General features: G+C 71.3%; 20 protein-coding genes. 10 read left to right on the forward strand and 10 right to left on the reverse strand.

Going from position 1 to position 19,398, the window contains the following annotated elements:
• Positions 1-7 precede the first annotated feature (7 nt).
• Entirely contained in the window at positions 8-703 is a 696-nt protein-coding gene (locus POF73_RS37480; protein WP_272123741.1) for a pentapeptide repeat-containing protein, read from the forward strand.
• Between the two features lie 204 nt (positions 704-907).
• A complete protein-coding gene (locus tag POF73_RS37485) occupies positions 908-1,117 on the forward strand; it encodes a hypothetical protein (RefSeq protein WP_272123742.1) in 210 nt (69 codons plus the stop codon).
• A 77-nt stretch (positions 1,118-1,194) separates the two neighbouring features.
• On the opposite strand, the gene POF73_RS37490 is transcribed toward POF73_RS37485, so the two are convergent.
• Positions 1,195-1,695, reverse strand: a complete 501-nt coding sequence (locus tag POF73_RS37490) for a hypothetical protein (protein ID WP_272123795.1) — start codon at positions 1,693-1,695, stop codon at positions 1,195-1,197.
• A gap of 86 nt (positions 1,696-1,781) precedes the next feature.
• Between POF73_RS37490 and POF73_RS37495 the strand changes: the two genes are divergently transcribed.
• A complete protein-coding gene (locus POF73_RS37495) occupies positions 1,782-3,173 on the forward strand; it encodes a M1 family metallopeptidase (RefSeq protein WP_272123743.1) in 1,392 nt (463 codons plus the stop codon).
• 82 nt (positions 3,174-3,255) lie between these two features.
• Here POF73_RS37495 and POF73_RS37500 read toward each other — a convergent pair whose 3' ends face one another.
• Positions 3,256-3,786 (reverse strand): GNAT family N-acetyltransferase, encoded by a 531-nt coding sequence (locus POF73_RS37500; protein WP_272123744.1) that lies wholly within the window; start codon positions 3,784-3,786, stop codon positions 3,256-3,258.
• A 76-nt stretch (positions 3,787-3,862) separates the two neighbouring features.
• Complete coding sequence (locus POF73_RS37505; protein WP_004000230.1) at positions 3,863-4,438, reverse strand: TerD family protein; 576 nt, start codon at positions 4,436-4,438, stop codon at positions 3,863-3,865.
• A gap of 179 nt (positions 4,439-4,617) precedes the next feature.
• On the opposite strand from POF73_RS37505, the gene arfB reads away from it, so the two are divergent.
• Positions 4,618-5,055 (forward strand): alternative ribosome rescue aminoacyl-tRNA hydrolase ArfB, encoded by a 438-nt coding sequence (gene arfB, locus POF73_RS37510; protein WP_272123745.1) that lies wholly within the window; start codon positions 4,618-4,620, stop codon positions 5,053-5,055.
• 97 nt (positions 5,056-5,152) lie between these two features.
• Positions 5,153-6,067 (forward strand): sigma-70 family RNA polymerase sigma factor, encoded by a 915-nt coding sequence (locus POF73_RS37515; RefSeq protein ID WP_272123746.1) that lies wholly within the window; start codon positions 5,153-5,155, stop codon positions 6,065-6,067.
• A gap of 218 nt (positions 6,068-6,285) precedes the next feature.
• On the opposite strand, the gene POF73_RS37520 is transcribed toward POF73_RS37515, so the two are convergent.
• Both POF73_RS37520 and POF73_RS37525 read right to left on the reverse strand, forming a co-directional pair.
• Entirely contained in the window at positions 6,286-6,768 is a 483-nt protein-coding gene (locus tag POF73_RS37520) for a GNAT family N-acetyltransferase (RefSeq protein WP_272123747.1), read from the reverse strand.
• 94 nt (positions 6,769-6,862) lie between these two features.
• Positions 6,863-7,465 carry a flavin reductase family protein gene (locus tag POF73_RS37525; RefSeq protein WP_443049706.1) on the reverse strand — a complete coding sequence of 201 codons (603 nt, stop codon included), beginning with the start codon at positions 7,463-7,465 and terminating at the stop codon, positions 6,863-6,865.
• A gap of 311 nt (positions 7,466-7,776) precedes the next feature.
• On the opposite strand from POF73_RS37525, the gene cdgB reads away from it, so the two are divergent.
• Both cdgB and POF73_RS37535 read left to right on the forward strand, forming a co-directional pair.
• Positions 7,777-9,435, forward strand: a complete 1,659-nt coding sequence (gene cdgB / locus POF73_RS37530; protein WP_272123748.1) for a diguanylate cyclase CdgB — start codon at positions 7,777-7,779, stop codon at positions 9,433-9,435.
• A gap of 118 nt (positions 9,436-9,553) precedes the next feature.
• Positions 9,554-10,510, forward strand: coding sequence for a CBM35 domain-containing protein (locus POF73_RS37535; protein WP_272123749.1), 957 nt, complete (start codon positions 9,554-9,556; stop codon positions 10,508-10,510).
• A gap of 3 nt (positions 10,511-10,513) precedes the next feature.
• Here the strand turns inward: POF73_RS37535 and POF73_RS37540 are convergent, their stop codons facing one another.
• From POF73_RS37540 to POF73_RS37550, 3 genes are all read right to left on the reverse strand, one after another.
• Positions 10,514-11,443: a 1-phosphofructokinase family hexose kinase gene (locus POF73_RS37540; RefSeq protein ID WP_272123750.1), complete on the reverse strand. Its 930-nt coding sequence runs from the start codon at positions 11,441-11,443 to the stop codon at positions 10,514-10,516.
• A 143-nt stretch (positions 11,444-11,586) separates the two neighbouring features.
• The gene (nagA, locus tag POF73_RS37545) at positions 11,587-12,693 is read right to left on the reverse strand and encodes an N-acetylglucosamine-6-phosphate deacetylase (protein ID WP_272123751.1); all 1,107 of its coding nucleotides are present in this window, start codon (positions 12,691-12,693) and stop codon (positions 11,587-11,589) included.
• A 131-nt stretch (positions 12,694-12,824) separates the two neighbouring features.
• Positions 12,825-13,769: an ROK family protein gene (locus POF73_RS37550; RefSeq protein ID WP_272123752.1), complete on the reverse strand. Its 945-nt coding sequence runs from the start codon at positions 13,767-13,769 to the stop codon at positions 12,825-12,827.
• 99 nt (positions 13,770-13,868) lie between these two features.
• Here POF73_RS37550 and POF73_RS37555 point away from each other — a divergent pair, with 99 nt between their 5' ends.
• From POF73_RS37555 to otsB, 3 genes are all read left to right on the forward strand, one after another.
• Entirely contained in the window at positions 13,869-15,173 is a 1,305-nt protein-coding gene (locus tag POF73_RS37555) for an ABC transporter substrate-binding protein (protein ID WP_443049707.1), read from the forward strand.
• 35 nt (positions 15,174-15,208) lie between these two features.
• Positions 15,209-15,466, forward strand: a complete 258-nt coding sequence (locus POF73_RS37560; RefSeq protein WP_272123754.1) for a DUF3263 domain-containing protein — start codon at positions 15,209-15,211, stop codon at positions 15,464-15,466.
• Positions 15,467-15,532: 66 nt separating this feature from the next.
• Positions 15,533-16,411 carry a trehalose-phosphatase gene (gene otsB, locus POF73_RS37565; RefSeq protein ID WP_272123755.1) on the forward strand — a complete coding sequence of 293 codons (879 nt, stop codon included), beginning with the start codon at positions 15,533-15,535 and terminating at the stop codon, positions 16,409-16,411.
• Between the two features lie 401 nt (positions 16,412-16,812).
• On the opposite strand, the gene POF73_RS37570 is transcribed toward otsB, so the two are convergent.
• Together POF73_RS37570 and POF73_RS37575 are read right to left on the reverse strand one after the other, a co-directional pair.
• On the reverse strand, positions 16,813-18,255 hold the full coding sequence (locus POF73_RS37570) for an alpha,alpha-trehalose-phosphate synthase (UDP-forming) (RefSeq protein WP_272123756.1): 1,443 nt from the start codon (positions 18,253-18,255) through the stop codon (positions 16,813-16,815).
• Positions 18,256-18,408: 153 nt separating this feature from the next.
• Complete coding sequence (locus POF73_RS37575; protein ID WP_272123757.1) at positions 18,409-19,353, reverse strand: glucosyl-3-phosphoglycerate synthase; 945 nt, start codon at positions 19,351-19,353, stop codon at positions 18,409-18,411.
• Between the last annotated feature and the right edge of the window lie 45 nt (positions 19,354-19,398).

A 19,398-nucleotide genomic window follows, 5' to 3' on the forward strand; every position in this document is an offset into this window, starting at 1 on the left:
TGGGGGCATGGTGCGGAAAGCGATGCGTGAGGCCGGCGGTCCGGGCCGGGGCGGCGTGAAGGGGGCGCGGCGGCCCGAGGTGCGGCTGCCGCCGCTGGAGCCCTTCCGGGACGGGGAGTTGGAGCCGGACGGGGACTACGACGGGCTGGAGTTCCGGGAGGAGGAGCTCGTCGGGCAGGACGGCGCGGGCGCCCGCTTCATGGACTGCGCGCTGCGGGGCTGCGCCCTGGACGAGACGAGACTGCGGCACGCCCGGATCCTCGACTCCGTCCTCACGGGCCTACGGGGCGTCGGCACCGACCTCGCCGAGTCGAACCTGCGCGATGTGGAGCTGGTGGACGCCCGGCTGGGCGGGGTGCAGCTGCACGGGGCCGTGCTGGAGCGGGTGCTGATCCGGGGCGGCAAGATCGACTACCTCAACCTGCGCAAGGCGAAGCTCAGGGATGTGGTCTTCGAGGGCTGCGTCCTGCTGGAGCCGGACTTCGGGGGCGCCCGGCTGGAGCGGGTGGAGTTCGTGGACTGCGCGCTGAAGGGGGTGGACCTCACCGGCGCGACCCTGACGGACGTCGATCTGCGGTCGGCGGCGGAGCTGGAGATCGTGCGGGGCGTGGACCGGCTGTCGGGCGCGGTGATCAGTTCGGGTCAACTGCTGGATCTGGCTCCGGTGTTGGCGGCGCAGCTGGGAATCCGGGTGGAGGGATGACGGTCGATCGGTGGAGGGCCTACGAGGGTGAAGGACGCCGTTGGTCAATGCTGTGAACGGTGCGTAAGGGGCGGACCTTTGCTTCCCCGAACTTTGCGCGAGCGTGCTTCGATCCCGGCATGCGGGAGCCTTCGTGGGGCTCCCGTCGCAGTGCGCCGCAACGCATTGCGCCCCACCCACCAGAGAAGAAGGACGCCCATCAGCATGAGCAACTCCTCTCGCATCGAGACCCGTGAGATAGCCGACGCCGAGCTCGACAGCGTCGCGGGCGGCCTTTCCGTCAGCGGCTCCGTGGAGGGCCTGACCGCCAAGTTCGCCCCCGGCCCGAACGGCCTGCCCGTTCTGACCGACGCCTCCGTGAAGTCCCTCGGCCTCACGGTCTCGGACATCGAGCTGGGCCCGATCGCCGGCTGAGACCTCGGAGGCCCGGGGTCTGCGCGACGTCGGCCTTCAAGACCTGATCGTGGTCTGGAAGGCCGACACCCATCCGCTCACCCCACCCGGGGATAGCGGGCCTGGAGCGTCCAGATCGCCGGGTTCTCGCCCAGGTCCTCGTGCAGGTCGATCAGGTCGGCGATCAGGTCGTGCAGGAAGTCGCGGGCCTCGCGGCGCAGTTCGCTGTGCGAGAAGGTCAGCGGGGCCTCCTCCGCGGGCATCCAGTCCGCCTCGATGTCCACCCAGCCGAAGCGGCGCTCGAAGAGCATGCGGTCCGTGGACTCGGTGAAGTCCAGTTCGGCGTGCTGGGGGCGGGAGGCGCGGGAGCCGGCCGGATCCCGGTCCAGCCGCTCGATGATGTCGCACAGGGCCCACGCGAAGTCGAGCACCGGAACCCATCCCCAGGCTGTGGACAACTCCCGGTCCGCCTTGGTGTCGGCGAGGTAGACGTCACCGCAGAACAGGTCGTGCCGCAGGGCGCGGACGTCCGCGCGGCGGTAGTCCGTCTGCGGGGGGTCCGGGAAGCGGGTGGAGAGGGCGTAGCCGATGTCGAGCACGGAGGTGATGGTGTCATGTCTCACCCGGTGTCCCCGTCTCACCCGGTGTGCCCGCGCGGGTGCCAGGCGCCTCATAGGATCATGGCATGTCCCGATTCGCGCCCGTTGCCCTGACCGTCGCCTCCGCCCTGCTCGTCCTCACCGCGTGCAGCAGCGGAGTCCAGGGCAGCCCCGGATCCTCCGGCCTGCGCGACCCGTACTTCCCCAAGGCCGGCAACGGCGGCTACGACGTCACCCACTACGACCTCGACCTCGCCTACGAGCCCGAGGAGGAGCACGTCTCCGGCACCGCCACGCTCACCGCCCGCGCCACCCAGGACCTCTCGGCGTTCGACCTCGACCTCAAGGGGATGGACGTCAAGGACGTCAAGGTCGAGGGCAAGCACGCCCGTTGGAACCGCGCCGGGCAGGAGCTGACCGTCCGCCCCCACGACGACCTCGCCGACGGCGAGACCTTCCGCGTCACCGTCCGCTACTCCGGCACCCCGGCGACGATCACCGACGCCGACGGTTCCGAGGAGGGCTGGCTGCCGACCGAGGCCGGGGCGCTCGCGCTCGGCGAGCCGGTCGGGTCCATGGCGTGGTTCCCCGCCAACAACCACCCCTCCGACAAGGCGTCGTACGACATCGAGGTGAGCGTGCCGGAGGAGTTCGAGGCGGTCTCCAACGGCGAGTTGCTGAACCGGACGACCCGGGACGGCCGGACGACCTTCCGCTGGCGCACCACCGAACCCATGGCCAGCTACCTCGCCACGCTCGCCGTCGGCGACTACGAAATCCGTCGCTTCACCACCGACGGCGGCCTGCCCGTGTACGCGGCCGTGACACCGGACCAGGCCGGCCCCGGCGGCAAGGCCGTGGCCCGGATTCCCGAGGTCATGGACTGGGCGGAGGACAACTTCGGCCCGTACCCCTTCTCCTCCACGGGCGCCATCATCGACCGCCCGGACTCCGCCGAATACGCCCTGGAGACCCAGAACCGCCCCGTCTTCCCCGGCACCCCCGACACCGAAACGCTCGTCCACGAGCTCGCCCACCAGTGGTTCGGCAACTCCGTGACGCCGAAGACCTGGCGGGACATGTGGCTGAACGAGGGCTTCGCGACCTATGCCGAGTGGCTGTGGAACGAGGACCACGGCGGCAAGAGCGCGCAGGAGAAGTTCGACGCCATGTACGACCACGGCGAGGACGACTACAAGGACCTCTGGTCCTACCCGCCCGCGAAGCCCGGCGACGCCGAGTACATCTCCGGCAACCCCGTCTACCAGCGCGGCGCGATGGTCATCCACAAGATCCGCGAGACCGTCGGCGACGACACCTTCTACGACATCGTCCAGGGCTGGACGAAGACCCACCGCCACGGCAACGCGGACACCGACGACTTCACCGCGTACGTGGAGAAGATGGCGCCGGACGAGGACTTCGACGCCATCTGGGAGGACTGGCTGTACGGCGACGGCAAGCCGGACGAGGCGTGAGCGGGGCCACCGTCTGACCCGCCGCGACCGGTGACGGCGGCCGAGTGCGCGGCCTGCCAGGGACGTCCGGGTCCAGGCCGGTTCAGGCCCCGTCGCCGGCGGCGAGCTCCTTGCGCAGGACCGTGCAGGGCCGGTCGAGCTGGCGGTCTTTTCCGTAGCCGATGGTCTCGTAGCCGAGGGCCGTCCAGAAGGTGAGGGCGCCGGGGTTGTTGTCGAGGACGGCGAGGCGTACGGCGGTGCGGTCCGCCGCGCGGAAACGGTCCTCGACGAGGCCGGCCAACCGGCGTCCGTGCCCCTGGCGCCGGTCGCCCGCGTCCACCATCAGCAGGCCGATCCAGGGGTCCGGGTCGGACGGGTCCGGGTGCCGGTCCAGCGTGATCACGATTCCGACCAGCCGCCCGGCGCTGCGCGCGAGCAGCACCTCCGCCCCGGGGACCTGCAACTCCTCGGCCAGCGCGGCGGCCACCTGCTCCGGGCGGATGTCGTCCGGGTCCGGGAAGTCGCCGCTGAGCGCGTGGAAGTCGCGGTTGGAGGCGTAGAGGGCGGTGAGTTCGGTGAGGACCGGGGCCAGGATGTCGCGGTCGGCCGTGAGGGGGAGCGGGTCGAGGATCATTCGGGCAACCTATCGAAGGCCGCGAACGCCAGAACCCCCGGCCGAAGCCGGGGGTTCCAGTGCGGGGTGGCGTCGGTCAGACGTTGACGCCGAAGTCCTGCGCGATGCCCACCAGGCCCGAGGCGTAGCCCTGGCCGACCGCGCGGAACTTCCACTCGGCGCCGTTGCGGTACAGCTCGCCGAAGACCATGGCGGTCTCGGTGGCCGCGTCCTCCGACAGGTCGTAGCGGGCGATCTCGGCGCCGCCGGCCTGGTTGATGATGCGGATGTAGGCGTTGCGCACCTGGCCGAAGTTCTGCGAGCGCGACTCGGCGTCGTAGATGGACACCGGGAAGACGATCTTGTCGATGTCGGCCGGGAGGCCGGCGAGGTTGACGTTGATCGCCTCGTCGTCGCCGGCGCCCTCACCGGTGCGGTTGTCCCCGGTGTGGACGATCGTGCTGTCCGGGGTCTGCTTGTTGTTGAAGAAGACGAAGTGGGCGTCCGAGTAGACCTTGCCCTGCGTGTTCACGGCGATCGCGGAGGCGTCGAGGTCGAAGTCCGTGCCGGTGGTGGTGCGGACGTCCCAGCCGAGGCCCACGGTGACGGCGGTCAGGCCCGGAGCCTCCTTGGTGAGCGAGACGTTGCCACCCTTGGACAGGCTTACAGCCATTGTTTGGGAGTCCCTTCCCTCGTTGCGGTACGGCTAGAAGCTACAGCTACCCCTATGAACGCGGAGAGGGGTGCCTCAGGTTCCAGGTGTCTTTACTTTCTTTGCCAAAGAGCACCCTTAGGGGCTCAGACAGGCCACAGGGGATATTCGCGTGACGTGGACCGGACAGGCGCGGGAACATGTACGGCATGTCTGGTCCCTACGTCATCCGTGGCTCCGTCTCGCTTCCCGAGGCCGAGCTGATGTGGCGTTTCTCGCGGTCGAGCGGCCCGGGCGGCCAGCACGTCAACACCAGTGACTCCCAGGTCGAGCTGCGCTTCGACGTGGCCGGCACCGAGGCGCTGCCCGAGGTGTGGAAGCAGCGGGCGCTGCAGCGGCTGGCCGGGCGGCTCGTCGACGGTGTCGTCACCGTGCGCGCCTCCGAGCACCGCTCCCAGTGGCGCAACCGCGAGACCGCCGCCGTACGCCTCGCCGCGCTCCTCGCCGAGGCGACGGCCCCACCGCCCAAGCCGCGCAAGCCCACCCGGATTCCCCGTGGGATCAACGAGCGGCGGCTGAGGGAGAAGAAGCAGCGGTCGGACACCAAGCGGGGACGGTCCGGGCGGGACTGGGGGTAACGACCGGGGGTCACTCCGGAGGAGCTCCGGCTGTCACATCTTCGCCGCGCCATCCGTCAAGCCACTGACGACGGACCGCGACGAGAGGCTGCGACTGATGAGCGCCGACGACCCCCACCACACCCCCGAGGCCGACTTCCTCGCCCAGCGTTTCGAGACGCACCGCGGCCACCTCCGTGCCGTCGCCCACCGCATGCTCGGCTCGGCCGCCGAGGCCGACGACGCGGTGCAGGAGGCCTGGTTCCGGGTGAGCCGGTCCGACACCACCCGCGTCGACAACCTCGGCGGCTGGCTGACGACCGTCGTCGGCCGGGTCTGCCTGGACATGCTCCGCTCCCGCAAATCCCGCGCGGAACTGCCCCTGGACCCCGCGGCACCCCCGCCCGCCGCTCCGGTCGCCTTCGCTTCCGCAACCGCGGCCGACCCCGAGCAGGACGCCCTCCTCGCCGACTCGGTCGGCGTCGCCCTCCTCGTCGTACTGGACACCCTGACCCCCTCCGAGCGGCTGGCGTTCGTGCTGCACGACCTGTTCGGGGTGTCCTACGACGAGGTGGGCGCCGTCGTGGACCGTACGCCGGCCGCCGCGCGGCAGCTCGCCAGCCGGGCCCGGCGACGGGTGCGGGGCGCGGAGGTGCCGGAGGCCGACGCGGTCGCGCAGCGCAGGCAGCGGGAGATCGTCGACGCCTTCCTCGCCGCCGCCCGGGACGGTGACTTCGACGGGCTGCTCGACGTCCTGGACCCGGATGTCGTCGCGCGTTCGGAGGCCGGAGTGACGACCGGCGCGGCGGCGGTGGCGCGGGGCGCGTCGACGTTCGGACCGGCCGCCCTTGCCGCACGGCCCGCCCTGGTCTTCAGGCAGGCGCTGATCGACGGCGCGGCGGGGGCCGTGGTGCTTGTCGCGGGGCGGATGGAACGGGCCTTGAAGTTTGCCTTCGTACGGGACCGGATCGCCGTGATCGACATCGTGACCGACCCCGTCCGGCTGTCCCGGCTCGACGTCGGGCCGATCTAGGGGGTGTTGTGAAAGTCCCGCACAGCACCCACGGCGCCCGGCACGCTCCCCCACTGCCTTAAGGGCGTGGGAGGTGCCCCCACTCGCCGCACCGGCCGAAGGCCCAAGTAGCTCCGCTACGAGGGCCTTCGTCCGGCACGCCGAGGGCACGCACCGGCTGTGACACCAGCCGCTGCCGCGGCGGGCGCGGGCACCGCACGGGACTTTCACAACACCCCCTAGTCGTCGAGCTCCAGTACCCCCACCGTCTCCCCCTCGCTCGTCTCCCCGTTGGGGCGGAAGCCGAGCCCGAGGTAGAAGTCCTCGGGGCCGTGCGCGCCCGGGTGCCAGGTGACGTACAGCCGGCTGCCGCCCCGGCGGCGGATCTCCGCGGCGACGGACTCGACCGCGAACCGGCCGTATCCGCGCCCCTGTTCGTCGGCGGCGATGTTCAGACGCCACAGCCCGGAGCGCCGGATGGTGCCGTCGTCGCCGGGCCAGTCGATGTCGAAGAAGGCCATCAGGAAGCCGACCGGACGGTCGCCGTCGACGATCAGACGCGGCCAGGCGACGCCCGCGGGATGGACGTACGCCTCGGCGAGGGACTTCATCACGGGGGAGACCGCGAATTCCTGCTCGGGGCGTACGCGTATGCCGGTCGCGGCCTCGAAGTTCACGGGTGTGATCTTTTCGAGGCGGAGCGTGGAAGTGGTCGACGTCATCCCGGAACGGTAAAGCGGGTGATCGGCCGACGGCCACGGAATTGTCTGCGTGCCGTGCCGCTCTCGGCCCGCGCGGGTCATCCCGACCGGTGCTTCATCCCAACTGCCGGTATCGCCCGCGGAAATACGTCAGCGGACCCCCGTCCGAGCTCGGCAACGAGGCCGACAGAACGCGGCCGATCACCAGGGTGTGGTCGCCGGCCGTCACCCGCTGCTCGGTGCGGCACTCCAGGGTGGCCAGGGCGCCGCCCACCAGCGGGGCGCCGGTCTCCCCGCCGCGGACGTACGGGATGTCGGCGAACAGCAGCCGGTCGCTGACCCGGCCCTTCATGGCGAAGCGGCCGGCGATGTGGCGCTGGCTCTCGGAGAGCACCGAGACCGCCCACAGGGGCTGTTCGGCGAGCAGGTCGTCCATGCGGGAGCCGTCACGCAGGCTGACCAGCACCAATGGCGGGTCCAGGGACACCGACATGAACGCCGTCGCCGTCATGCCGACGTCCTCGCCGGCCGGGGCGTGCGGGTCGTCGGGGTCCAGCGACGGCTCCAGCGCGGTCACCAGGACCACACCCGCGGCCAGTCGTGACATCGCGGCACGGAACTCGTCGTTGCTCACTCCCACAGCATGCCCGGAGGCGCTCCTGGAGGCGGGGAGGACGGCGGGCACGGGCGCTGTGGGGGGAGGAGAAGTGTTCGGCACGCCGGAAACGCTAATGTCGCTCCCGCACCCTTCACATCGGGCCGAGGGCCGAGACCGGACCTAGGACTCCCGACGGACGTGGGATCTCCACACGCGCACAAACTTTGCGTTCAGTAAACGCACAGGAAAAACGCAGAAACACCGCTCAATTGTTCACGTTTACCTGTGACTTGAGTCACAAGGGCCATTAATTGTTGACCCTGTGTACCGAGTGAGCAGCGCGCTGTGATTCAGTGGCGGGGAACTAGCAAGGGAAGTTACGCCGAAGTAGAACCCTTGATTCGCTGCGAGGTCTCGGGGGGAGGGCGAGCATGGAGACCGAGTCGGAGCCGTATGTCCGCCTTGCGACCCTGCGACAGTTGCACCAGGTCATGGCTGACATGAACACGGCCCGTAGCCTGGCGGACACACTACAGACCGTCGCCGACGGCGTTGTCACCGGCCTCGGCTATGAGCTCGCGTGCGTCAATCTCGTACGCCCCGACGGCGACCTCGTCGTCGCCGCCTTCGCCGGCAACCCCGCCGCCGAGGCCCTGATCACCGGCCGCGTCGGCTCCCGCGACTCCTGGGAGCGTCGGCTGAGCATGGGGCGGCACTGGGGCGACCTGGTGTTCATCCCGCACACCGAGGGCTGGATCCTCGACGACGACGACGTCCCGCAGTGGTACACCGACGGGCCCGCGCCCCGCTTCGAGGACGAGTGGCACCCCTCCGACCGCCTCTTCGCGCCGATGTACACGCCCGGCGTGCCGGGCGGCTCGTGCGGCGAGCTGATCGGCGTCCTGTCCGTGGACCGGCCGCGCAACGGCCGGCTGCCCGGCGCGTGGGGGCGCGAGGCGCTCCAGATGTACGCGTTCCAGGCGGCGATCGCCATCAGCAACGCACGTCTACGCGCGAATATGCAGCGGGCGCTGGTCAGGCTGGAGCGCGATCAGCAGGCCCTGCGCGCCAGTGAGGAAAGCTTCAGGCAGGCCTTCGAGTACGCCCCCTCCGGCATGGCCATCGCCGAGATGGGCGGCGACCAGCACGGCCGGATCCTGCGGACCAACGACGCGCTCTGCCGCCTCCTCGGCCGCCCGGCCTCCGCGATGCGCCGCTACTCCTTCTCCGACCTGGTCCACCCCGAGGACATCGGCACCCTGCTGCGGACCTCGGCGGAGGGCGGCCGCGCGGAACTCCGCCTCGGCCGCCGCGACGGCACCTACGTCTGGGTCTCGCTGCGCAACTCCGTCGTCGCTGACGCAGCCGACGGGCCCCGGTTCCTGCTCACCCACGTCGAGGACATCGAGGACCGCAAGCGCCGCGAGCTCCAGCTCGCCCACCGCGCCTCCCACGACTCCCTCACCGGACTGCCGAACTCCGCCGAGCTGCGCTCCCGGCTGGCCGCCCGGCTGTGCAAGCGCCCCGCCCACGCGGGCGCCCTGGAGTCCACCGACGCGGCCTACGGCCACCCCGCCGTGTACGACGCCAACGGTCACGGCTTCGACTTCCGGCCGGCCGCGGCGGCGCTCGACGGCTACGACCACCATGTCCACACCGTCGCCCCGGACGAGAGCGAGCGTGACGAAGGCGCCAAGGGGCTCGCGGTGCTCTTCTGCGACCTCGACGGCTTCAAGTCGATCAACGACCGGTTCGGGCACAACGCGGGTGACGCGGTTCTCATCGAGGTCGCCCGGCGGCTGACCCGCCAGGTCCGCGACGGCGACACCGTCGCCCGGCTCGGCGGCGACGAGTTCGTGATCCTCGCCGACGGACTCGGCCGGGCCGACGCCGAGGACCTCGCGGTACGCCTGCGCAACGAGATCATCCAGCCCATCCGGGCCGAGGGGCGGGCGGTCCGCGTCGGCGCCAGCTTCGGGATCGGGTGGGCACACTGCGGCATGACCGCGGACGAAGTGTTGAAGTCCGCCGACGAGCGGATGTACGTAGAGAAACGATCTCGTCCCAAACAACACAGACGCGCGGGGTGAATCCCAGGTCAGCGAGCTGATGCGGTCTGAGTCACCTGTTTGGGCCAGCGGGAGCGGGTAGGCTCGCCAGTCTGACCGGCATACCGCAACGCCCGCACCTGGTGAGGAGTACCAAGGGATGACGTCCGGCAACAACGGCGCGAGTACGCCCGAGGACGACGACCCGTTCGGCTACCTCTACGCCGACGGGCAGGCCAACGGGGCCCAGCCGCCGTCGGGTGGCGGGGGCTACGGCTACCCGGGCTCGGTCAACCGGGTGAGAGCGGTCGGGCAGCGCCAGTACGGCCAGCCGCAGCAGGCCGCGCCCCCGATACCGCAACAGCAGGGCGCCTACGGCCAGCCGAACGCCCACTACGCGGCGCCGGAGACGCTGCCCGGCGGCGCCCAGACCACCCAGCAGCCGTCCTACAGCGGCGGCAGCGGGTCCGGGTCCGGCCGCGGCGGCCCCAACACCAAGGGCCTGCTGATCGGCGCCATCGCGGTCGTCGCGGCGGTCGTCATCGGCATCAGCGTGGCCATGCTGGGCGGCGACAAGGACAAGGACAAGGCCGACGGCAAGGCGGATGCGACGCCGACGCAGTCCCAGCAGAGCAGCGCGCCGAGTCCATCGAACAGCAACAGCCAGGCGGCCGAAGAGGACCTGCCGACGATCGACGCCAAGGCCCTCGCCCTCGGCGGCACGGCCGCCACAGCGTCCGACATCAAGGGCGCCAAGGCGGACGGCGGCATCTACGTCAGCGGCTTCAACCAGGTCGGCTCTTCGGTCACCTGGACCGTCAGCGGCATCCCGAAGTCCGGCAAGTACACGGTGTTCGTCGGCTACAGCGTCCCCGGCAAGGACCAGAACGCCACTCTTACCGTCAACGGCACGGCCTCTGACAGCCCGGTCGACCTGAAGAACTGGTCGGGCGGCCCCGAAGGCGACTACGAGAAGGGCTGGACGAAGACCTACAACTGGATCCAGCTCAACAAGGGCACGAACACGATCAAGGTCTCGTGCGAGCAGGGCAATCAGTGCGACGCGCTCCTCGACCAGATGTGGCTGGTCAAGGGCTGGGTCAAGTCGTCGTCGTAACCGTCAGGCCGCGGTGACCTCTCCGGTCACCGCCACCCTCCCCAGCAGCTCCTCGTACGTCCTGTGGTCGAACTCGCCCGCCACCGGCGCCACGACGCTCGCCGCGCTCAGTGCCACCGCCCGGGCCAGTCGGTCCGGCCACGGGAGCTTCTCCACCAGGCCCGACAGGAGGCCTGCGACCGCCGAGTCGCCGGCGCCCGTCGGGTTGCCGTGGAGGCGGGTGGGTGGGGTGGCTCGCCAGCGGCCCTCGGGGGTCGCCGCGATGAGGCCCGCCGCGCCCAGGGAGGCGACGACTGCTCGGGCGCCGCGCCTGCGTGCGTCCTGCGTTGCGCGGAGCGGCTCGTGGGAGCCCGTCAGTTCGGCCAGTTCGTCGGCGTTGGGCTTGATGAGGTCAGGGCGGGCGGCGATACCGCGGCGCAGTGCCTCGCCGGCGGTGTCCAGCAGCACCGGAACCCCGGCGGCCTTCGCGGAGCGGACCAAAGTGGCGTACGCCCCCACCGGCACCCCCGGCGGCAGGCTGCCGCACAGGGCCACTGCCGAGGCCGAGGCCAGCAAGCCCTCGTACGCCTCCTGGAAGGCGGACCACTCGGCGGGGGTGACCGTCGGGCCGGGTTCGTTGAGCTGGGTCGTGTCGCCGGTCAGCTCGTCGACCACGGCGATCGTGCGGCGGGTCGCGCCCGTCACTGGGACCAGGGCGTCCACCACACCGGGGGCGGCCGTCAGCTGACCCTGGACGACACGTCCCGTCGCGCCGCCCGCGAAGCCGGTGACCGTCACTTCGTGGCCGAGGGCCGCCAGCACCCGGGCCACGTTCAGGCCCTTGCCGCCGGGGCGTTCGGTCACCTCGGAGACCCGGTGGGACGCGTGCGGGCGTAGCGCCCGTACCCGGTAGGTGATGTCGAGAGCGGTGTTCAGCGTGACCGTGAGGATCACCCGGGCCGACCTCCCCCGAAGAAATTCAGCATGTGTTCGCCGTCTGTCCGCCGGACGCTCCGCCCGGTGGCCCTGATCATGCCAAACGGGCGGCGGCCGTCCCAGTCTCGCAGGACAACCGCCGCCCCCAACAGCAGGACAGATCAGCCCAGTTGTGGCTCAACCACCCATTCGCCCCGGCGCATCACGCCCTTGAGCTCGAAGTCGGCGTCCAGGATCACTAGGTCGGCGTCCTTGCCGGTTTCCAGCGAGCCGATGCGGTCGTAGCGGCCGAGCAGCTTGGCGGGGTTCGCCGACAGGGCTGCCACCGCGTGCTCCACCGGCAGCCGGTCGATCGTCACCGCCCGCTTGAAGGCGCGGTCGAGGGTGAGGGTGGACCCCGCGATCGAGCCGCCTTCGACGAGGCGTGCCACGCCGTCCGCTACCTCCACCTCCAGCGGGCCGAGCATGTAGCGGCCGTCGCCGAAACCGGCCGCGTCCATCGCGTCCGTGATGAACGCGACCCGGTCCGCGCCCGCGTGACGGAACGCCAGCTGGAGGGCGGCCGGGTGCAGGTGGGTGCCGTCGTTGATCAGCTCGACCGTGATCCGCTCGTCCTCCAGCAGCGCCGCGATCGGGCCCGGCTCACGGTGGCCGAGCGGCGGCATCGCGTTGAAGAGGTGCGTGGCGACCGTCGCACCCGCCTCGATCGCCTCCACCGTCTGCTCGTACGTCGCGTCCGTGTGCCCGATCGCCGCGATGACGCCGTGATCGGCCAGCAGGCGTACGGAGTCGATGCCGCCCGGCAACTCGGTGGCGAGGGTGACCATCGTCGCGTGGCCGCGCGCCGCGTCGATCAGTTTGCGCACGTCCGCCGGGTCCGGGTCGCGCAGCAGCGCCTCGGAGTGCGCGCCCTTGCGGCACGGGGAGATGAACGGGCCCTCGAAGTGGATGCCGGCGATGTCACCCTGCTCGGCCAGCTCCGACAGCAGGCCCGCGCGGTGGGCCAGGAAGTCCATGTCGCCGGTGACGGTGGAGGCGACGAGGGTGGTGGTGCCGTGCAGGCGGTGGGTGTGGATGCCGGTGACCACGTCGTCCGGCGTGCCTGAGGTGAACGAGGCTCCGCCGCCGCCGTGGTTGTGGATGTCCACGAAGCCCGGGAGGAGCCAGTGGTCGGTGAGGTCGATGCGGTGAGCGTTCTCTGGGGCTGTGCCGGCGATTCGGGTGCCGTCGATGACTACTTGGGCGTCTTTGACGGTTCCCGTGGGCATGACCGCGGTGGCGCCGGACAGGATCAGGGGCGCCTTGTCGGTTGCGGGCTGCGGGTTCGGTGTGGCTGGTCGCGCCCACGCGGCGTTAGCCGCAGATTCAGCGCTGTCCCGCGCCCCTAGGGCGTTCGCCATCAGGGGGTTACCTCCGTACGGTCGGTTTGGTCGAGGAGATCCCAGGCCAGAAGGCCGGCACCCAGGCATCCGGCGGTATCGCCCAGAGCTGCAGGGACGATCTCCGGCAGCTTCTGGAAAGTGACCCGGCGCCGGACCGCGTCCCTCAGGGGTGTGAACAAGGTTTCCCCCGCCTCGGCCAGGCCGCCACCGATGATCAGGGTGCGGGGGTCCAGCAGGGTGAGGGCGGTGACCAGGCCGTCGGCGAGGGCGGACACCGCCTCCTGCCAGATCCGTACGGCGTTCGGGTCACCGGACGCGACGGCCTTGGCGCAGTCGGCAGCGTCCGCCTCCGGGTCCCCGCAGGCGGCGGCCCATGCCTCGCTCACCGCCGCCGCCGACGCGAACCGCTCCAGACAGCCGCGCTGTCCGCACGGGCAGGGGGCCCCGCCGGGCCGTACAACGATGTGGCCGATTTCGCCCGCGAAGCCGTGCGCGCCCGCCTCCACCCGGCCGTCGATGCCGATGGCACCGGCGATCCCGGTGCCGAGCGGCACGAAGAGGAAGCGGTCGGCGCCCTTGCCCGCGCCGATCCGGCCCTCGGCGAGACCGCCGGTGCGCACGTCGTGGCCGAGGGCGACGGGGATGCCGCCCAGCCGTTCGGAGAGCAGTCGGCGCAGGGGTACGTCACGCCAGCCGAGGTTGGCCGCGTAGGCGGCGACGCCGTTGTCCTCGTCGACGATGCCGGGGACGGCGACGCCGGCGGCGGCCGCGGGCTCGCCGAAGTGCTCCTCGCCGTACGCGCCGAGCTCGGCGGCGAAGTCGAGGATGCTCTCGACGACCGCGTCCGGGCCGCGCTCGCGTCCGGTCGGGCGGCGGGCCTGATGGATCAGTTCGCCGCTCGCCCCGGCCAGGGCGGCCTTCATCCCGGTGCCGCCCACATCGAGGGCGATGACATGTCTCACGGGGGACAGTGTGTCTTGCGCACCCGCGAGAGGTCTAGTCCACTTACGTGGTGTAGACCTTATGGGGGCAATATGTATGACGTTTCGAAAGTTTCGAGCATGGGTGTGGGGCGGGTTCGCGTGCAGCGGCACAGGAGCACAGGACGTACGGGAACGATCGCGGCGGTGACCGCGCTGGGCCTGGCGGCGGTTCTCGGCGGCTGCGGGCTGACCGGAGGTTCGGGCGACGGGGTGACGCTGAAGCTGGTGGCCGCCGACTACGGCGACAGCCCCGCGAACGGCTCCCAGAAGTACTGGGACAAGCTGGTCAAGGCGTACGAGGCGGAGCACCCCGGTGTGACGGTCGACGTCTCGGTGTACTCCTGGACCGACGTCGACGCCGAGGTCAAGAAGATGGTCGACGCCGGGGAGGCCCCGGACATGGCGCAGATCGGCGCCTACGCCGACTACGCCGCGAAGGACCTCCTCTACCAGGCCGACGACCTGCTCTCCATCCCCGTCCAGGCCGACTTCGTCTCCCAGCTCGCGGACGCGGGGCAGGTCAACGGCGTGCAGTACGGCATTCCGTTCGCCTCCTCCACGCGGCTGCTCTTCTACAACAAGACCCTCTTCGAGAAGGCCGGCCTCACCCCGCCGAAGACCTGGAAGCAGCTGGCGGCCGACGCCGGGGTGCTCAAGGCGCAGGGCGTGAAGTACCCGTACGCGCTGCCGCTCGGTCCCGAGGAGGCGCAGGCCGAGACCATGCAGTGGCTGCTCAGCGGCGGGGGCGGCTACACCGACGCCGACCTCGGCACGTACAGCATCGACTCCACCGAGAACGTCGCCACCTTCGACTGGCTCAAGAACGACCTGGTCGCCAAGGGGCTCACCGGCCCGGTCGCGCCGGGCGAGCTCAACCGGGCCGCCGCGTTCTCCGCCTTCGCCGCCGGGGACGTCGGCATGCTCAACGGGCACCCGTCCCTGATGCAGATGGCGGAGAAGAAGGGCGTGAAGTACGGCATGGTGCCGATGCCCGGGGTGGAGGGGCCCACCAAGATGTCCATGGGCGTGGCCGACTGGATGATGGCGTTCAAGCAGAACGGCCATGCCGAGCAGGTGGGCGAGTTCCTCGACTTCGTCTACGACAAGGACAACGTCCTGGACTTCTCGCGTCAGTACGACCTGCTTCCCGTCACGAACTCCGCGTCCGGCGTGATGGCCGAGGCCAAGGCGGACGCCGACCTGAAGCCGTTCCTGGAGCAGCTGTCGGCCTCCGAGCTCTACCCGGTCGGCCGGACCTCCTGGGCCGCGGTCAGCGCGGACGTCAAGAAGCGCATCGGCAGGACGGTCTCGGCGGGCGGCAGCCCGTCGGCGATCCTTGGTCAGCTGCAGTCGACGGCCACGCGGGTGGAGAGCGCCGAGTAGCGCCGTTGTCGGTGGCGGGCGTTACGGTGCGGTTCATGGACCAGCACCAGGACCGGGACCAGCCCGACGCCACCCTCGCCGACCGCGAGCGGGCCGTCCTCGCTCTGGAACGCCGGGGCTTTTCGAGCCCCGGCGCCAAGGAGCGCGCGATACGCGAGGAACTGGGCCTGGCCCCCGTCCGCTACTACCAGCTCCTGAACGCCCTGCTGGACGACCCGAGGGCCCTGGCCCACGACCCGGTGACGGTGAACCGGCTGCGGCGGGTACGGGAGACCCGGCGGGCGGAGAGATGAGTGCGGAGAGCCGGTGCGGAGGATGAGCGAGGGGTAGGTCCGCGCATCCCTGGATAGGGTCGCGGTATGGCCAGTCACAAGGATCTGACCGACTCCGAGCCGACCGACTCCACGGCCCCCCTGCCGACCCCCACGACCCAGCCGGGCCGCGACGGACTCGCCGCCCTCCTCGCCCGCCCCGCCCGGGCGCTGGTCGCGCTGGACTTCGACGGCACGCTCGCGCCGATCGTGCCGGACCCGGAGCAGGCCCGCGCCCACCCCGACGCCCTCCCGGCCCTCGCGGAACTCGCCCCGAAGGTGGCCGCCGTCGCGGTGGTCACCGGGCGCCCGGCCGACGTCGCCGTGCGGTACGGCGGTTTCGCCGGGGTCCCGGGGCTGGAGCACCTCGTCGTGCTCGGGCACTACGGCGCCGAGCGCTGGGACGCCGTCAGCGGTGAGGTCACCGCACCCGACCCCCACCCCGGTGTCGCGGCCGTCCGCGCCGAACTCCCCGGCGTCCTCGACGCGCACCACGCCGCGACCGGCACCTGGACCGAGGACAAGGGACACGCCCTCGCCGTGCACACGCGCCGCGCGGCCGACCCGCAGGGCACCTTCGACGCCCTCCGCGCCCCCCTCACCGACCTCGCCGCCCGCAACGGCCTGATCGTCGAACCGGGACGCATGGTCCTGGAGCTCCGCCCACCCGGCATGGACAAGGGCGTCGCACTGAGCGAGTACGTCCGGGAACTCGGCGCCGAGTCCGTCCTCTACGCCGGCGACGACCTGGGCGACCTCCCCGCCTACGCCGCCGTCGAAAAACTCCGCACCGACGGCACCCCCGGCCTCCTGGTCTGCAGCGGCAGCGAGGAGGTCACCGAACTGTCGGAGCGGGCGGATGTCGTGGTGAACGGCCCGGAGGGGGTCGTGGCTCTGCTGCGGGCGATCGCTGAGCAGGCCGGGTGATCCCGCGGCGCTTGGCCGGGCTTGGCGATCCGGTGCACTCGACCGCCCCAGCGCCCGTCGCTCGGCCCGCCCCGCGCTCGCCGCTGGGCCCGCCCGCCCCCGCGCCCGCCGTGTGACCTGACTGTCCCCGTGTCCGCCGCTCGGCCCGGCCGACCAGTGCTCGTCGCTCGGCTCCGCTGTGCAGTGCTCGCCGTGTGGTCTGGCCGTCCGTGCTCGTGGCTCGGCCTGGCTGCCCCGTGCTTGTCGCCCGGGCGGCTGTCTCGCGTGCGTCGTGCGACTTGGCCCGCGTGCCTGCCGCTCGGCCGGGCAGCCCCCGTGTCCGCCGCTCGACCCGGCCGCCCCGCCCCCTTTGCCCAAGCGGTCTGGGTCAAACCCCACGCCCCCCAGCGCGCCGGCCTCGCTCAGGCCGGTCGGTCCGCCGTTCCCTCGTCCAGTGCGTGCAGCTGGTCCAGGAACCACTGGGCCGGGGGGAGCGCGGTCGCGGACGCGGCCAGGCGTTTTGAGCGTTCCGCTCGCTCCTCCGGCCCCATGGACAGCGCCTCGTGCAGTGCCTCCGCCGTGCCGATGACGTCGTACGGGTTGACGGCGATCGCGTCCTCGCCGAGTTCCTCGAAGGCACCGGCCTCCCGCGACAGCACCAGTACGCATCCCTCGTCGGAGACGACCGGCACCTCTTTGGCGACCAGGTTCATGCCGTCCCGGATGGGGTTGACCAGCGCCACGTCCGCGAGCCGGTACGCGGCCAGTGAGCGGGCGAAGTCGTCCTTGACGTGGAGCACGACCGGGGTCCAACCCGCCGTCCCGTAACGGGAGTTGATCTCCTCCGCCAGCCGCTGCACCTCGGCCGTGTAGTCGCGGTACACCGCGAGGTCCTGCCGCGAGGGGTAGGCGAAGGCCACGTGCACCACCCGTTCGAGCCACTCGGGGTGGTCGTCGAGCAGCTGCCGGTAGGCCAGCAGTCCGCGCACGATGTTCTTGGACAGCTCGGTCCGGTCGACCCGTACGACGGTCCGACGGGCGCTCCCGTCCGCCGCCGTGCCGATCTCGTCCCGCAGCACCGCCATCCGCTCGGTCACATCCTCCTGGTGCGACCGCCTGCGCAGGAAGTCCGCATCCGCCCCGAGCCCGTGCACCCCGACGCGCGTACCGCCGAGCCCGCCGACGAACTGCGCACAGCACGCCTCGAACGCGTCCGCCCACCGCCGGGTGAGGAACCCCAGCCGGTCCGCGCCGAGCATCCCCCACAGCAGCTGCGAGCGGATGTCGTCCGGCAGCATCCGGAAGTACTCCGGCGGTGCCCACGGCGTGTGCGAGAAGTGGCCGATCCTCAGGTCCGGGCGCAGCTCCCGGAGCATCCCCGGCACCAGGCACAGGTGATAGTCCTGCACCAGCACCGCCGCCCCCGGCGCCGCCTGCCCGGCCAGCGCCTCGGCGAAGGCGCGGTTGTACGTCTCGTACGACGCCCACTGCCGCCGGAACTCCGCGTCGAAGACCGGCTCCAGCGGGGTCTGGTACAGCATGTGGTGGACGAACCAGAGCACCGAGTTCGCGATGCCGTTGTACGCGTCCGCGTGCACGTCGGCCGCGATGGGCAGCATGCGCACGCCCTCCTCGCCCGCCCCGCGCCGGACCGCCTCGCGGTCGCCGTCGGACAGCGCCGCGCACACCCACAGCGCGCCCGCCTCCGGCCCGATCGCCGACAGCCCGGAGACGACTCCGCCGCCGCCCCTCTTGGAGTGCAGCGAGCCGTCCGCGCGCACGGCGTACGAGACCGGGCCGCGGTTCGACGCGACCAGCACCTTGGCAGCACCCGACATACCCGGCGCATCCTGCGTGGAAGCCATACGCCTCAACCTAGCCCGGTCCGGAAACGCTCAAACGTACGGTTCCGCTCTGTGGGCGGCTCCGGCGCGCCTCCGGTACGCCCTGTATACGGCCGGTTTTCCGCGTTTACGCGATCGCCTGCACGCCCGCGACACCACCGTCGACACGCCCGTCTACGCGACTCTTCGTGCCGCGTACTCGGCGATCTCCACCATCGGCGGCCGCTCCTCCGTGTCCACGGAGTACGTGCGCGGCTCAAAACCGTCCTCCCCCCGCTCGAACTGGGTCAGCGACGGCCGCACCAGATGCCCGCGGGCCAGCCGCAGCTGGGCCGTGCGGTAGATCGCGGCCGACATCCGGCCGAGCGCCTGCCCGTCCTGGTGCCGGTGCTTGCGCACCCCCACGTCCACCTGGGCCAGCGCGTCCAGGCCCACCAGGTGCAGCGCGTCTACCAGCATGCCCAGCTCGACGCCGTATCCGACGGGGAACGGGAGCTGTTCCAGCAGGCTGCGGCGGGCCGCGTACTCGCCGCCCAGCGGCTGCACGAAACCGGCCAGCTGCGGCCAGTGCATGTTCAGCAGCGGGCGGGCCATCAGCTCGGTGACCCGTCCGCCCTGTCCGGCGGCGCCGGCGAGCGGGCGGTCGTACATGGCCTTGACCAGGTCGACCCCGGCGTCGGTGAGCAGCGGGCCCACGATGCCGGAGACGAAGTCGGAGGAGAACTCCTTCAGGTCGGCGTCGATGAAACAGACGATGTCCCCGGTCGTGACGAGCAGCGAGCGCCACAGGACCTCGCCCTTGCCGGGCATCGCCGGGATGCGCGGGAGGATCTCGTCCCGGTGCACGACGGTCGCGCCCGCGGCGGCAGCCACCTCGGAGGTACGGTCGGTGGATCCCGAGTCGACGACGACGATCTCGTCGACCAGCGGAACCTGCTGCATGAGGTCGTGACGGATGATCGCGACGATCTGGCCGACCGTCTCCTGCTCGTTGAGGGCGGGCAGCACGACGGAGACCGACTGCCCCGTCCTCTGCTTGGCGGCCAGGATCTGATGGAGCGGGCGATCGGTGACGGACCAGGAGCGGGTGCTCAGCCAGCGCTCGGCTTCTTCCAGCACAGTCTGCGGCTCCTCACATGTGTCTCGCGGTTCGGACGACTCTCT

The organism is Streptomyces sp. HD, assembly GCF_028369295.1.
Taxonomy (GTDB): Bacteria; Actinomycetota; Actinomycetes; order Streptomycetales; family Streptomycetaceae; genus Streptomyces.

Bases quoted from the DNA above. Each gene is read 5' to 3' on its own strand.
- POF73_RS37480 (WP_272123741.1), top strand. From the start codon at position 8: ATGGTGCGGAAAGCGATGCGTGAGGCCGGCGGTCCGGGCCGGGGCGGC.
- POF73_RS37485 (WP_272123742.1), top strand. From the start codon at position 908: ATGAGCAACTCCTCTCGCATCGAGACCCGTGAGATAGCCGACGCCGAG.
- POF73_RS37495 (WP_272123743.1), top strand. From the start codon at position 1,782: ATGTCCCGATTCGCGCCCGTTGCCCTGACCGTCGCCTCCGCCCTGCTC.
- POF73_RS37500 (WP_272123744.1), bottom strand. From the start codon at position 3,786: ATGATCCTCGACCCGCTCCCCCTCACGGCCGACCGCGACATCCTGGCC.
- POF73_RS37505 (WP_004000230.1), bottom strand. From the start codon at position 4,438: ATGGCTGTAAGCCTGTCCAAGGGTGGCAACGTCTCGCTCACCAAGGAG.
- arfB (WP_272123745.1), top strand. From the start codon at position 4,618: ATGTACGGCATGTCTGGTCCCTACGTCATCCGTGGCTCCGTCTCGCTT.
- POF73_RS37515 (WP_272123746.1), top strand. From the start codon at position 5,153: ATGAGCGCCGACGACCCCCACCACACCCCCGAGGCCGACTTCCTCGCC.
- POF73_RS37520 (WP_272123747.1), bottom strand. From the start codon at position 6,768: ATGACGTCGACCACTTCCACGCTCCGCCTCGAAAAGATCACACCCGTG.
- cdgB (WP_272123748.1), top strand. From the start codon at position 7,777: ATGGAGACCGAGTCGGAGCCGTATGTCCGCCTTGCGACCCTGCGACAG.
- POF73_RS37535 (WP_272123749.1), top strand. From the start codon at position 9,554: ATGACGTCCGGCAACAACGGCGCGAGTACGCCCGAGGACGACGACCCG.
- nagA (WP_272123751.1), bottom strand. From the start codon at position 12,693: ATGCCCACGGGAACCGTCAAAGACGCCCAAGTAGTCATCGACGGCACC.
- POF73_RS37555 (WP_443049707.1), top strand. From the start codon at position 13,869: ATGGGTGTGGGGCGGGTTCGCGTGCAGCGGCACAGGAGCACAGGACGT.
- POF73_RS37560 (WP_272123754.1), top strand. From the start codon at position 15,209: ATGGACCAGCACCAGGACCGGGACCAGCCCGACGCCACCCTCGCCGAC.
- otsB (WP_272123755.1), top strand. From the start codon at position 15,533: ATGGCCAGTCACAAGGATCTGACCGACTCCGAGCCGACCGACTCCACG.
- POF73_RS37570 (WP_272123756.1), bottom strand. From the start codon at position 18,255: ATGGCTTCCACGCAGGATGCGCCGGGTATGTCGGGTGCTGCCAAGGTG.